13 protein-coding genes are annotated in these 12947 nt (G+C 38.9%); 2 read left to right on the forward strand and 11 right to left on the reverse strand.

Annotated elements, in window-relative coordinates; all coding sequences use genetic code 11:
* Positions 1 to 366: 366 nt before the first annotated feature.
* The 9 genes from HMPREF2634_RS08755 to HMPREF2634_RS08795 all read right to left on the reverse strand — a co-directional run bounded on the left by HMPREF2634_RS08755 (position 367) and on the right by HMPREF2634_RS08795 (position 7553).
* Complete coding sequence (locus HMPREF2634_RS08755; RefSeq protein WP_003025737.1) at positions 367 to 897, reverse strand: VanZ family protein; 531 nt, start codon at positions 895 to 897, stop codon at positions 367 to 369.
* Positions 890 to 1972, reverse strand: coding sequence for a dual-specificity RNA methyltransferase RlmN (rlmN, locus tag HMPREF2634_RS08760; RefSeq protein ID WP_021001377.1), 1083 nt, complete (start codon positions 1970 to 1972; stop codon positions 890 to 892). Before rlmN ends, HMPREF2634_RS08755 begins: the two co-directional genes overlap by 8 nt.
* Before the next feature lie 33 nt (positions 1973 to 2005).
* Positions 2006 to 2572, reverse strand: coding sequence for a YutD family protein (locus HMPREF2634_RS08765; protein ID WP_021001376.1), 567 nt, complete (start codon positions 2570 to 2572; stop codon positions 2006 to 2008).
* A gap of 137 nt (positions 2573 to 2709) precedes the next feature.
* Complete coding sequence (locus HMPREF2634_RS08770) at positions 2710 to 3765, reverse strand: SepM family pheromone-processing serine protease (RefSeq protein WP_021001375.1); 1056 nt, start codon at positions 3763 to 3765, stop codon at positions 2710 to 2712.
* Positions 3746 to 4243 carry a pantetheine-phosphate adenylyltransferase gene (coaD, locus tag HMPREF2634_RS08775; protein WP_021001374.1) on the reverse strand — a complete coding sequence of 166 codons (498 nt, stop codon included), beginning with the start codon at positions 4241 to 4243 and terminating at the stop codon, positions 3746 to 3748. Before coaD ends, HMPREF2634_RS08770 begins: the two co-directional genes overlap by 20 nt.
* Positions 4233 to 4781, reverse strand: a complete 549-nt coding sequence (gene rsmD, locus HMPREF2634_RS08780; RefSeq protein ID WP_025271932.1) for a 16S rRNA (guanine(966)-N(2))-methyltransferase RsmD — start codon at positions 4779 to 4781, stop codon at positions 4233 to 4235. Before rsmD ends, coaD begins: the two co-directional genes overlap by 11 nt.
* A gap of 187 nt (positions 4782 to 4968) precedes the next feature.
* Positions 4969 to 5511, reverse strand: coding sequence for a ribosome hibernation-promoting factor, HPF/YfiA family (gene hpf, locus HMPREF2634_RS08785; protein WP_003025754.1), 543 nt, complete (start codon positions 5509 to 5511; stop codon positions 4969 to 4971).
* Positions 5512 to 5589: 78 nt separating this feature from the next.
* Positions 5590 to 6255 carry a ComF family protein gene (locus HMPREF2634_RS08790; protein ID WP_003025757.1) on the reverse strand — a complete coding sequence of 222 codons (666 nt, stop codon included), beginning with the start codon at positions 6253 to 6255 and terminating at the stop codon, positions 5590 to 5592.
* Positions 6252 to 7553 (reverse strand): ATP-dependent helicase ComFA, encoded by a 1302-nt coding sequence (locus HMPREF2634_RS08795; RefSeq protein ID WP_021001373.1) that lies wholly within the window; start codon positions 7551 to 7553, stop codon positions 6252 to 6254. Before HMPREF2634_RS08795 ends, HMPREF2634_RS08790 begins: the two co-directional genes overlap by 4 nt.
* A 56-nt stretch (positions 7554 to 7609) precedes the next feature.
* Here HMPREF2634_RS08795 and HMPREF2634_RS08800 point away from each other — a divergent pair, with 56 nt between their 5' ends.
* Complete coding sequence (locus tag HMPREF2634_RS08800; protein ID WP_021001372.1) at positions 7610 to 8245, forward strand: YigZ family protein; 636 nt, start codon at positions 7610 to 7612, stop codon at positions 8243 to 8245.
* Positions 8246 to 8343: 98 nt separating this feature from the next.
* Positions 8344 to 9273, forward strand: a complete 930-nt coding sequence (cysK, locus tag HMPREF2634_RS08805; RefSeq protein WP_021001371.1) for a cysteine synthase A — start codon at positions 8344 to 8346, stop codon at positions 9271 to 9273.
* A gap of 283 nt (positions 9274 to 9556) precedes the next feature.
* Here the strand turns inward: cysK and HMPREF2634_RS08810 are convergent, their stop codons facing one another.
* A complete protein-coding gene (locus tag HMPREF2634_RS08810; RefSeq protein ID WP_037590270.1) occupies positions 9557 to 10078 on the reverse strand; it encodes a hypothetical protein in 522 nt (173 codons plus the stop codon).
* A 204-nt stretch (positions 10079 to 10282) separates the two neighbouring features.
* Positions 10283 to 12934, reverse strand: coding sequence for a valine--tRNA ligase (locus HMPREF2634_RS08815; protein WP_021001370.1), 2652 nt, complete (start codon positions 12932 to 12934; stop codon positions 10283 to 10285).
* Positions 12935 to 12947: the final 13 nt, after the last annotated feature.

Raw genomic sequence — 12947 nt, forward strand, 5'->3', positions numbered from 1 at the left:
TTAGTATTCTTGAATTTAAACAACAAAATACCCTCACACAAAAACTGTGTGAGGGCATATGAACACGGTGCCATCTCAATTATGGGAAAAGTATACCTTATCCGCATATCTCTATCTTGTCTATCAACAAGCTGCACTGTAAGGTGTGCACACCGAATTTTTATTGTTTCAAATTCATATCATTTACATCAGCCCATTTCATAGATATCTACTACTTGTTTACACCTAGCACAAGCTCTCTGGAAGTATCAATTTACTACTTTTCTGATGTTTGAGCATTATTATAGAGTTTTTCTACCATTCTGTCAATAAAATAGTGAAAAAATCATGGAAAAGCATCCTAAAACCGAACAATGACCTTTATTTTTACTTAGAAGTCAGAAACTTATCTTTCCAATGGCTGACACAAGTTTTATACAATAGAAAAGCCAGATATCCGCCTAATGTATTTGTCCATAAATCATCTATTTCAAAAACACGATTGGCATCAATTAAAATATCTAACAAAATCTGTGTACATTCAATGAAAAGGCTTATCGCAAAGCTGACAAATAGCAGACACTTAGTGCTCCTCAACTTAGGAAAAAGCCAGAGGAGCTGAAAAATCAGTGGGCTAAGCAGAAAAATATTCATCACATTTTGCACGAAAACCTTAATCAATTGATATAGAGAAGTAATTTGCCCAAGATTGATAAAAGAATTAAAAGGAATGAGAAGCACTACAATACGACCAAACTGCTGAATCCCCGGCGTCTCCATTCCCTTTTCTGGCACTTGAGGGAGAAAACACATTAGACATAATAATAAAATGTAGAAAATGCTTCCCCAAGTAAGAAAAGTACGTCCCTTAACGGTTAATTCACCATCTGTTTTCAATAGATTGTTCAATTTAAGCATGCTTGGTAAGAGCTTTCTCCTTGTCCTGCTTCATGGTGTTTGAGCGCAATTGACCGCAAGCTGCATCAATATCCGTACCATGCTCTTGACGAACAACACAGTTAATGCCATTCTTTTTCAGAGTATCGTAGAAAGCCATTACACGTTCTTTGGGACTGCGACTATATTGATCATGTTCGCTAACTGGATTGTAAGGAATCAAATTGACATACGATAGCTTTTTGATATTCTTCAATAAAGCTGCTAATTCCAGAGCCTGTTCTACTCCATCATTGACTTTATTTAGCATGATATACTCAAAAGTAACCCTTCGGTTAGTCGTTTCAATATAATATTCAATCGCTGCAAATAGCTTCTCAATTGGAAAAGCACGATTGATTTTCATAATGCTAGAGCGCAATTCATTATTGGGTGCATGAAGAGAAACAGCTAAATTAACCTGCACTCCTTCGTTTGCAAAATCACGAATTTTATGTGCTAGACCGGAAGTGGAAACCGTAATGTGACGAGCTCCGATAGCCAGCCCCTTGTCATCATTGACAGTTCGCACAAACTTAAGAACATTGTCATAGTTATCAAAAGGCTCACCAATCCCCATAACCACAATATGACTGACGCGCTCACCTTGTCCTCGCTCATCAAAATATTTTTGTACCAACATAATCTGAGACATAATTTCTCCGTTATTCAAGTCACGCTGCTTTTTAATCAGCCCGCTAGCACAAAATGTACAGCCAATATTGCAACCCACCTGAGTAGTCACGCAGACTGAAAGACCATAGTGCTGACGCATAAGAACTGTTTCAATCAACATACCGTCTGGCAATTCAAAGAGATATTTGACTGTTCCATCAGCCGACTCCTGTACAATCCTTTGCTTCAGTGGATTGACGACAAATTCATCTTCTAATTTTGCCAACAAATCCTTTGAAATATTGGTCATTTCTGCAAAAGACTGAACCCGTTTGCGATAAAGCCACTCCCAAATCTGAGTAGCTCGAAATTTCTTTTCTCCTTTACTTTCTGTCCAATCTATCAAATCCTGACGGGTCAAACTATAAATTGATGGTTTCATTTTCTTCCTCTCGATTTCCATTCTCGGTTTCCGCTATTTTTGACGAATGACAAAATGGCGCTGGCTGCTTGTTTGTTGTTGCTTCGTTGAATTTTGCTTTCTTGCTCTTTGCTTTTGATTTTGTCGCTTACTGCGCTGGCGATTTTCTCGCTTGGGTTGCTCCTGTTCCTTATAGGACCAAGCTTGCTTAGAACGGCGTGGTTTGGTTTCATTTTCCTTTTTGTGATGAGATTTTTTATCAAACGACGCTCGACGTGGTTTCAAATTTTCCAAAACAAAATAAGCACAGCCATAATTACAGTATTCTAACAAGTAATCTTCTAAGCGACTGATTTTTTCTTCACTTTCATTTGCCTTGTCATCTTTATAAAATCCACGCAAACGCAACTGCTCATTTCCCCAGTCGCCAACAATATAATCAAATTTTGTTAAAATTTCTGAAAAGCGCTGATTAAAAGCCATTATATCAAAACCTTCCTTGAAATTCTCTACCAAGTCAAATTCAATTGTCTCAGTCAAGATTTTGGTTCCTATTTGCCGAAACTCCGGTCCAGGAAATTTATTGTAATTGTATAATTCAGGTGCAATTTCTTTTCGCATAGTCATCCTTTATCATTTATTCTTGTATTAAACCTATTTTACCATAAAAAGAAGTGTTTTTGATAGTTGAAATAGGGAAAGAAGAAAAGAGCAAAGTCAAATTTCTATCATTAACTTGCTCTTTTATTGAATTATTTTTACGACTTTTTTGTGCTCTTGAGGTAATCAATTGCGTCTTGCAAGGTCTTGACAGGTACAATTTTCATTTTAGTTTTAATTTTTTTAGCAGCTGCCAAAGCTGTCTCATAGTTTGTTTTCGCTTTAGGATTGGATTTTTTCACTTCCTTGGTGACTGGATTATTTGGCGCAAAGAAAATTTCTGCGCCATTTTTAGCTGCTGAAACAACTTTTTTGTCAATCCCACCAATGTCGCCAACTTTTCCTTCGCGGTCAATTGAGCCCGTCCCAGCAATATTTCTGCCGTCTCTCAATGTTGGATCTGCAATTTGCGTATAAATTGCCAAACTAAACATCAAGCCCGCACTTGGTCCACCAATACCGGCTGTTGAAAATTCAATTGGTGTGTTGCTTGTGACTTCTGTTCGGTCGATCAAGCTAATACCAATCCCGTTTTTTCCATTTTCAAGTTTAATAATTTTACCTGTAGCAGATTTCTTCTGACCGTCTTCTACATAGTTCACCTTGACCTTGCTGCCAATCTTTTGCGCTCCGACATAGTCTATCAATTCTTTTGAACTATTGAAAGTCTTATCATTCACACCTGTCACGGTATCTGCAATATTTAAAATACCTTTAAAAGTAGAATTCTTTGTGACTTGCAAGACGTAAACCCCTAGATATTTCAGAGTAATGTCTTTGCCAGCTTTTTTCAACCCTTGGTATTTAGCTAGGTTTTGCGACGTTTCCATATAAAACTGATTGATCCGCATGTATTCTTTATCAGAAGTTCCACCAGTCAAATCCTTCGCCGAATAAATATCCGTAAAAGGTGTCAGCCAAGCATAAACCAAATGAGCGAAGGTCGCATGCTGAATTCCAACCGTTACAAAATTATAAGAACCTTTTTCCTTATCTTCTTTGTTGTCCACGCGCAATACCTGACGGACATCCGCTGCACCACCTGGCACCTCAATATAATAAGGCAAGGGAACTACAAAAGATAAGAAAAGCAAAATCAACCCTACTACTGCAATTATCGGCCATTTTTTAAATTTATTTCTTGGTTTTTCCATATTGTTTCTTTAACTCCTTTATGACACTTTCGGGCACATACTTTGAAATATCCTGCTCAAAGGAAATCAATTCACGAATTCTTGATGAGCTGAGATGCTGATAAGCTGGTTTGCTTATCAAAAAAATGGTTTCTATCTCAGGTGCTAATTCATGATTGAAAAAGTTGAGATTCCCCTCATAATCCAAATCCTGACTATTACGTAATCCCCGTACAAAAGTTGTCACTCCTAGCTTTCTAGCTACTTCCACTGCCAATTCATCATGAGAAGTAACAATTTTTACATTCTCCAAATGAACTAGAGCAGCTGCTATCATTTTTTCTTTCGCTTCAATACTAAAAAAACTCGTTTTCTCAAGATTATAAAAAATACCAACATAAAGGCAATCAAAGAGCTTACTAGCTCGCTTAATCAAGTCAATATGCCCCTTTGTAATCGGGTCAAAAGAGCCCGCAAATAATCCAATTTTATCTGACATAAACCGTCACCTTTGAAATTCCATATATTTTTTGCTTCCAGATACCTAGCCCTGCGATTTCTTCTGGTAAATCCACCGACTTGTCTGTCTCACAAACAACCAGTACATCATCGCTCAGAAGCTCTCGTTCAATCATTTTTATAATATCTGAAACAATCTGTTCTTTTGCATAGGGTGGATCTAACAAAACCAAGTCAAACTGTCCTGTGACCAATTCAAGTGCTCGATTGGACTCCATTTTCAGAAGTTCAAATCGTTCTTTTTCCTTAGTCATACTGATATTTTGGCTGATAATCGCTTGCGCCCTGCGGTCTTTTTCAACCAAAACAGCCGAAACCATGCCTCGCGAAATAGCTTCAATCGCTAAACTGCCGCTTCCAGCATACAAGTCCAGAACCTGTCCTCCATCAAAATAAGGACCAATCATATTAAAGATAGCTCCCTTAACCTTGTCTGTCGTCGGTCTGGTTGTTTTGCCTTCCAATGTTTTAAGAGGACGCCCCCCATATTTCCCTGCAACAACTCTCATAAAGAATATTATAACAAAATCTCTAAAGAATGTATCAGTTTTTCTTCTGTGATAGCTGTAAGTCAATTGTTTTTTCTGTCTAACTTTTGAAATGCAGTTCAAACATGATGATTTTTAATACAGTTTTTTGCAATTATCTCGAGCTGATTGCAGACCACATAAAAAATCCCCTGATATGAATCAGAGGATTGATTGATTATCTCACTTCAAGCAAGCCAACGTCACCGTCTTCACGACGATACAAAACATTGGTTGTGTTGTCTTCTACATCAGTATAGATGAAGAAGTCATGTCCCAATAAATCCATTTGAAGAAGAGCTTCTTCTAAGTCCATTGGTTTTAAGTCAATTTGTTTGGAGCGAACGACTTTTGCAGGTGCAGCTTCAGCTTCTTCAACAACAGCATCTGTAAACAACTGACTGGTTGATTTTTTATTACGGTTTTTACGTTCAATTTTTGTTTTATTTTTACGAATTTGACGTTCAATTTTGTCTGTCACCAAATCAATAGAACCATACATATCTTGAGAAACATCTTCTGCACGAAGAGTGATAGAACCAAGTGGAATAGTTACTTCAACTTTGGCTGTTTTTTCACGATAGACTTTCAAGTTTACACGTGCATCCAATTCTTGGTCAGCTTGGAAATACTTTTCGATTTTTTCAAGTTTAGAAACTACATAGTCACGAAGAGCTTCTGTTACTTCTAGGTTTTCACCACGGATACTATATTTAATCATATAAGTACCTTCTTTCTAAGCGTTTTGTTTTTCTTTATTTTATTATAACGCTTTCATTATTTTTTTGCAAATTTTTTGTTACCTTGCCAATGAAAATGTCACAATTTCTTTCACTCCTGCTTCCACTAAAATTTCCTTGGCTAATTGTAGGGTTGAGCCTGTTGTATAAATGTCATCTATCAAAAGAACTTTTGTCGGAACTTGAACATTGTCTTTCACTTTAAAGCACTGCTGGCTTTGCAAGCGCTCCTCTCTCGTCTTGCTTGATTGAGCAATTGTATCATGCTTTTCTAAAACTTCCTTAAATGGCAACTTTGTACCCTCAAGAAGAGCTGTCACTTGATTAAACCCTCTTGTCTGATACTTTTTGGCACTTACAGGAATGGGAACAAGCGTATAATCGCTGTATCCTTTTAATTCCTTTTGCAAAACTTCTGTAAATACAGAATAAAGAGTATAATCTCCTTGAAATTTATATTGGCTGAAAAAGTCTTTCATGGCTTCGTTATATACAAAACAACTTTTATGACAAACTTCTTTTCCTTTTTCTATCCATACTTGACAATCCATGCAGACTTCGCATGTCCCTTCACGATAGCACTTCGGGCAATGCTGCGCTGAAATGAGCTGAAATTTTTCAAAACAGTCATCACAAGTCCTTGCTTTTGGCTTCTTCAAAGTCAGCAAATCACAAAATGTTAGCTTTTCATCAAGTAGACTTTCACATAACAGACAGTTATTCATAAACCGGCCTCCTGATTCATCTCCTGAATTTCTTTAATCGCTTTTTCTATCGCCATAGTCGTACCGTCATGAAAAAAGATTAACTCGCCTGTCGGTCGCTCCATACTGCGACCAACGCGTCCAGCAATTTGTACCAGAGCGCTGCGACTAAACAGACGGTGGTTGGCTTCCACCACGAAAACATCTACACAAGGAAAAGTCACCCCACGCTCCAAAATCGTCGTCGTTACCAAAATCGTGATTTCTTTTTGACGAAATTTCTCTACAATTTCTAGTCGATTTTCAGTCGTCGAGGCTACAAAACCAACTTTTTCATTAGGAAAAGTGCTTTGAAGAATCTCTGCCAGCTCCTGCCCTTTTCTGATCTCGGAAGCAAAAATAAGAAGTGGAAATCCTGTTTTTCTCTGCTTTTGAATAAACTGCCTTAACTTGGGAACTAGCTTCTTTTGACCAAGATATTTTTGAAAATCCGCCAACCAAATTTTTTGCGGAACAATCAAAGGATTGCCATGAAAACGTCTGGGTAGACTCAAACGAGTTAATTCTCCTTTAGCCACTTTTTTATCCAGCTCATCTGTGGAAGTTGCCGTTAAGAAAATCTTCGTCCCCTCTACTTTGACTGCCTGATGAACTGCATGATAAAGCATCGGATTGTCCACATAAGGAAAGGCATCTACCTCATCAACAATAAGAAGATCAAATGCTCGGTAAAATTTGAGAAGCTGATGTGTGGTGGCAATCACGAGAGGACTGCGGGAATATGCTTCTGATTCACCGTGTAGGAGTGAAATATCACAAGTAAAATCTACTTTCAATCTGCGATAAAGTTCTAAGCAGACATCAATTCTGGGACTAGCCAAGCAGACTGCTCCACCTTGATTGATGACTTGTGCCACCACCTGATAGATCATTTCCGTCTTTCCGGCTCCCGTGACTGCGTGAACCAAGCTATTTTTTCGTTTAGCAACCGCCTCTACAAGTCCTTGAGAAACCTTGGCTTGAAACGCTGTCAACTTCCCTTGCCATTTCAAGACATTCGCTTTAGGAAATTCTTCCTGTGGAAAATAGTAAAGATCTTCATCACTTCTGACCCTTCCTAAGATCAAGCAAGACCTGCAATAATAAGCACCTATTGGCAATTGGTGTTTTTCTTTGTCAATGACTTGCCCACAACGATTGCAGCTTAACTTCCCTTTTTCTTCTACCATTCCAGCTAAGGTTTGTGCTTGCAATTGTAATTCTGGTGACAGTTGACTTTTTGTAAAAATGCGACCTAAACAATCTTGTAATTCTGTCATATCTATTTATTCGGAAAAACTTTGGCAAAATAAAAGTTTTTTTGTAAAATGAAGATATGGAATTTAGAACAATCAAAGAGGACGGTCAAGTCCAAGAAGAAATCAAAAAATCGCGCTTTATCTGTCATATCAAGCGTGTGACAACAGAGGACGAAGCACGAAATTTTATTCAGGCTGTCAAAAAAGAACACTACAAAGCTACTCATAACTGCTCTGCCTTTATTTTAGGAGAGCGGAGCGAAATGAAGCGAAGTAGCGATGATGGCGAACCCAGCGGAACTGCTGGCGTGCCTATGCTAGGCGTCTTAGAAAATCACCAACTAACCAACGTCTGTGCTGTCGTGACGCGCTATTTTGGGGGCATCAAGTTAGGAGCAGGTGGACTCATTCGGGCTTATGCTGGCAGCGTTGCCCTAGCTATCAAAGAAATCGGAAGTGTCCACATAAAAGAACAACTTGGACTAAGGCTTACTCTTTCCTACAGTCAATATCAAGAGTTACCAAATTTTCTTAAAGCTAAACAGTTGCAAGAACAGGATACAGCTTTTACAGATCAAGTACAAACGACCATTTTCGTTGACAAAGATGATAAGGAGAGCGTTATAGAAAGTTTGATTGAGCTGCTTAATGGAAAAATTAACATTGTTGAGCAGGGATTGCGGAAAGTTGAAGTTCCCATTTCTTTATCCTAAATATTAAAAAAAGCTATCGACTTGATAGTTTTTTTATATTTTACAAAGACTTTTTTTCGTTTTATACTGTTTCTATCACTATTATTGAGGTATCATTTATGGCACAAATTTATCATAACATTACAGAACTCATTGGAAATACTCCTATTGTGAAATTGAACAAGCTGGTTCCAGAAGGCGCTGCTGATGTCTATGTCAAGCTAGAAGCTTTCAATCCGGGGTCGTCTGTCAAAGACCGCATTGCTCTCAGCATGATTGAGACCGCTGAGCAAGAGGGCTTGATTCAGCCGAGTGCAACCATTGTCGAAGCAACCAGCGGAAATACTGGAATCGGTTTGTCTTGGGTCGGTGCTGCTAAAGGTTATAAGGTCGTTATTGTTATGCCAGAAACCATGAGTGTGGAACGCCGCAAAATTATCCAAGCTTATGGCGCCGAATTGGTGCTCACTCCCGGAAGCGAGGGAATGAAAGGTGCGATTGCCAAAGCTGAAGAAATCGCCAAAGAACGCAACGGATGGCTGCCGCTACAGTTCAATAATCCAGCTAATCCTGAAGTACACGAAAGAACAACAGGAGCAGAAATTATCTCTGCTTTCGGTGAAAAAGGATTGGATGGCTTTGTCGGAGGAGTTGGCACAGGTGGTACAATTTCTGGCGTTTCTCACGCTCTCAAAAAAGTCAATCCAAATATACAAGTTTACGCAGTTGAAGCCGATGAGTCCGCTATCCTGTCTGGTGAAAATCCTGGACCACACAAAATTCAAGGAATTTCAGCTGGTTTTATTCCAGAAACACTGGACACTCAAGCTTATGACGGTATTGTCCGTGTTACCTCTGATCAAGCGCTTGACCTTGGACGCCGTGTCGGTGGACAAGAAGGCTTTCTTGTAGGGATTTCTTCTGCCGCAGCTATCTATGCTGCACTTGAAGTAGCAAAAAAATTAGGCACAGGCAAAAAAATTCTAGCTCTTGCTCCAGATAATGGCGAACGCTATTTATCAACAGATCTCTATAATTTTGAGATTTAGAAGTTGAGGCATATACACAATACGAACTTTAAATTTGGCTTCGCTAACAGTTTAAAAAGAACAACTCTATTATTGAGCTGTTCTTTTTTTGATGGATGAGGATGTTAGAAGATGTTGGTAACTTTCTTGTTTCAGGTACTCCACCTAAAATGTATACACTAAGTAAGAACCTTTCTGACCTCAGATGTTGATGTATTAATTTAAGTTCATTATACCAAAAAACAAGCCCAATCGTATGGCTGGGCTTGGAAGATTCATGAAAAAAACTTAATGGGGAAAATTTTTATAATGGCGGTCTGTAACCTAAATTTTTAACTATTTTATCGTATTCTTGGGAATTTAACTGAGTTAATTGCCCTATTTGATTACGATACCAATGTCTCGTGTTAGTATCAGTAAATAATATTGATACCATAGGACGTTCACCAGAACCACTCCCATAAGTATTTATTGAATCTATTTTTTCCCCTGGTACTAAACATGAATAATAATTGATAAGATTATAATCCCAGTTTTTAATATCTTTAAAATGAAGATATTTCTTAGTGCTTAACGCTAAAACTAATACATTATATATAGGTAAATGAGAATTGTTATTAATAATTAAATCATATCTAATAAAACAATTTTTAGATTGGTCATCTGAATTTGATACACTTGTTAACCAGGCTGCAATTTTTGAGGCTTGTTCAGCTTCCTTTTCTTTTTCTATTGATTTTAATTGAAGTCGTGCAACCCCAATAGAAAATAAACCGCCTATAAATGCTCCTATGATTGTTGTCATTAAATTTGAAAAATTAATCACTTGCTAAAACTCCTTTATAACCTTTTGGTGTTTATCAATTCTCAATGTAGCTGATTTTACAATTTAGATATATTTTTTCCCAAATAAATTGTCAATTTAATTATATCATAGTACATACCTTACAGATAATTATATATTCCTCTTATAAATTTACACTACACACTAACAACAAAAAAACACGGTTCTTACACCGTGTTCATTAGCCTATCCCACCAACTTCTTCATCTCTTCAATCCGTTCTTTTGTCGTATCATACTTAGCTTGGTAGTCGGTTTGTTTGTCGCGTTCTTTGTCGACGACTTCTGGTTTGGCATTGGCGACGAATTTTTCGTTACCAAGTTTGCGTGCAACTATATCCAATTCTTTTTGCCATTTAGCAAGTTCTTTGTTGAGGCGGGCTAGTTCTTCTTTGACGTTGAGCAAGTCTGCCAGCGGCAGGAAGATTTCTGCACCTGTGATAACTGCTGACATGGCTAGTTCTGGGGTGGCAATGGCAGAGCTGATTTCAAGTGTTTCTGGGTTTGTGAAGCGTTTGATGTAGTTGACATTGGCCTTGAAGAAGTCTTCCAAGTTGCTGTCGCTTGTTTTGACAAGGATGGTGATAGGTTTGCTTGGAGCTACGTTGACTTCTGCACGCGCATTACGTACAGCTCGAATCAGGTCTTTGAGACTTTCCACGCCAGAATGCGCCATTTGATTTTCAAAAGTAGGATTAACAGTTGGATAAGCTGCTGTCACGATAGAACCATCTACGTATTGACCGAAGATTTCTTCAGTAACAAATGGCATGATTGGGTGAAGCAAACGAAGAATCTTATCAAGGGTGTAAAGAAGGACTGAGCGAGTAACTACTTTTTCGTCCTCGTTATCGCTGTACAGCACTTCCTTGGTCAATTCCACATACCAATCGGCAAATTCATCCCAGATGAAGTTGTAAAGAATGTGGCCAGCCACGCCAAATTCAAATTTATCAAAGTTTTCAGTTACCTTGGCAATTGTTTCATTGAGGTTATGAAGAATCCAGCGGTCAGTAACATTCCCGGCTGTACCAGCCACAACTTTTGCAACATTTTCACTCGCTTGGTCAAGTGTCAACTCTTCATTGTTCATCAAAATATAACGAGAAATGTTCCAGATTTTGTTAATGAAGTTCCAAGCGGCATCCATTTTTTCGTAAGAAAAACGCACGTCTTGACCTGGTGCAGAACCGTTTGATAAGAACCAACGAAGCGCGTCAGCACCATATTTTTCAATAACATCCATCGGGTCAATACCGTTACCAAGTGATTTAGACATTTTACGTCCTTGTTCGTCACGGATAAGACCGTGGATAAGTACGTTTTCAAACGGACGACGTCCTGTGAATTCCAATGATTGGAAAATCATGCGTGATACCCAAAAGAAGATGATATCGTAACCAGTTACCAGTGTAGATGTTGGGAAGTAACGTTTGAAGTCTTCTGAGTCTGTGTCAGGCCAACCCATTGTGGAGAATGGCCATAGGGCTGAACTGAACCAAGTGTCAAGCACATCTTCATCTTGAGTCCATCCGTCACCTTCTGGAGCTTCTTCACCAACGTACATGTCACCTTCAACATTGTACCATGCTGGGATTTGATGCCCCCACCAGAGCTGACGAGAAATAACCCAGTCATGAACATTTTCCATCCATTGAAGGAAAGTATCGTTGAAACGTGGCGGGTAGAATTTCACTTCATCATCAGTATCTTGGTTGGCAATCGCATTTTTAGCCAATTGATCCATTTTAACGAACCATTGTGTTGACAAACGTGGTTCAACCATAACCCCTGTACGTTCTGAGTGACCAACGCTGTGAACCATTTTTTCGATGTTAACAAGCGCACCGATTTCTTCCAATTTTTTAACAACGGCTTTGCGAGCTTCAAAACGATCCATGCCAGCAAATTCACCCGCAAGGTCGTTCATTGTACCGTCATCATTCATGACATTAACTTGAGGTAGATTATGACGCTGACCAACAAGGAAGTCATTAGGGTCGTGGGCTGGAGTGATTTTAACCACACCAGTACCGAATTCAGGATCCGCATGTTCATCAGCCACGATTGGAATAGGTTTATTGACAATTGGCAGGATGACATTTTTACCAATCAAGTCTTTGTAGCGAGGATCTTCTGGATTGACAGCGACAGCCGTATCTCCAAACATGGTTTCGGGTCGGGTTGTAGCAACTTCAAGGCTACGTGAACCATCTTCCAACATGTAGTTCATGTGGTAGAAAGCACCTTCGACATCTTTGTGGATAACTTCGATATCAGAAAGGGCTGTACGAGCTTTTGGATCCCAGTTGATGATAAACTCACCACGATAAATCCAACCTTTTTTATAAAGTTCAACAAAGACTTTACGAACTGCTTTTGACAATCCTTCATCAAGAGTGAAACGTTCACGTGAGTAGTCAACAGAGATACCCATTTTACCCCATTGTTGTTTGATTGTTGATGCATATTCATCTTTCCATTCCCAGACTTTATCAAGGAATTTTTCACGACCAAGGTCGTAGCGTGAGATACCGTCTTCAGCAAGACGTGCCTCAACTTTTGCTTGTGTTGCAATCCCCGCATGGTCCATGCCAGGAAGCCATAAAGTATCAAAACCTTGCATACGCTTTTGACGGATAATAATATCTTGCAAAGTCGTATCCCAAGCGTGACCAAGGTGCAGTTTCCCCGTCACATTTGGTGGTGGAATTACGATAGAATACGGATGAGCTTTCTTATCGCCAGACGGCTTGAAAACATCCTCATCCAACCATTTTTGATAACGCCCAGCCTCAACCTCGGCTGGATTGTATTTAGGTGAAAGTTCTTTAGACATGTGTTTGTCCTTT

This window comes from Streptococcus sp. HMSC034B03, assembly GCF_001838575.1.
Taxonomy (GTDB): domain Bacteria; phylum Bacillota; class Bacilli; order Lactobacillales; family Streptococcaceae; genus Streptococcus; species Streptococcus anginosus.

What these genes read in the sequence shown, in the direction of transcription:
- hpf (WP_003025754.1), bottom strand. Translation starts at nt 5,511, where the DNA reads ATGATTAAATATAGTATCCGTGGTGAAAACCTAGAAGTAACAGAAGCT.
- HMPREF2634_RS08755 (WP_003025737.1), bottom strand. Translation starts at nt 897, where the DNA reads ATGCTTAAATTGAACAATCTATTGAAAACAGATGGTGAATTAACCGTT.
- HMPREF2634_RS08770 (WP_021001375.1), bottom strand. Translation starts at nt 3,765, where the DNA reads ATGGAAAAACCAAGAAATAAATTTAAAAAATGGCCGATAATTGCAGTA.
- cysK (WP_021001371.1), top strand. Translation starts at nt 8,344, where the DNA reads ATGGCACAAATTTATCATAACATTACAGAACTCATTGGAAATACTCCT.
- HMPREF2634_RS08790 (WP_003025757.1), bottom strand. Translation starts at nt 6,255, where the DNA reads ATGAATAACTGTCTGTTATGTGAAAGTCTACTTGATGAAAAGCTAACA.
- rlmN (WP_021001377.1), bottom strand. Translation starts at nt 1,972, where the DNA reads ATGAAACCATCAATTTATAGTTTGACCCGTCAGGATTTGATAGATTGG.
- coaD (WP_021001374.1), bottom strand. Translation starts at nt 4,243, where the DNA reads ATGTCAGATAAAATTGGATTATTTGCGGGCTCTTTTGACCCGATTACA.
- HMPREF2634_RS08800 (WP_021001372.1), top strand. Translation starts at nt 7,610, where the DNA reads ATGGAATTTAGAACAATCAAAGAGGACGGTCAAGTCCAAGAAGAAATC.
- HMPREF2634_RS08765 (WP_021001376.1), bottom strand. Translation starts at nt 2,572, where the DNA reads ATGCGAAAAGAAATTGCACCTGAATTATACAATTACAATAAATTTCCT.
- HMPREF2634_RS08815 (WP_021001370.1), bottom strand. Translation starts at nt 12,934, where the DNA reads ATGTCTAAAGAACTTTCACCTAAATACAATCCAGCCGAGGTTGAGGCT.
- HMPREF2634_RS08795 (WP_021001373.1), bottom strand. Translation starts at nt 7,553, where the DNA reads ATGACAGAATTACAAGATTGTTTAGGTCGCATTTTTACAAAAAGTCAA.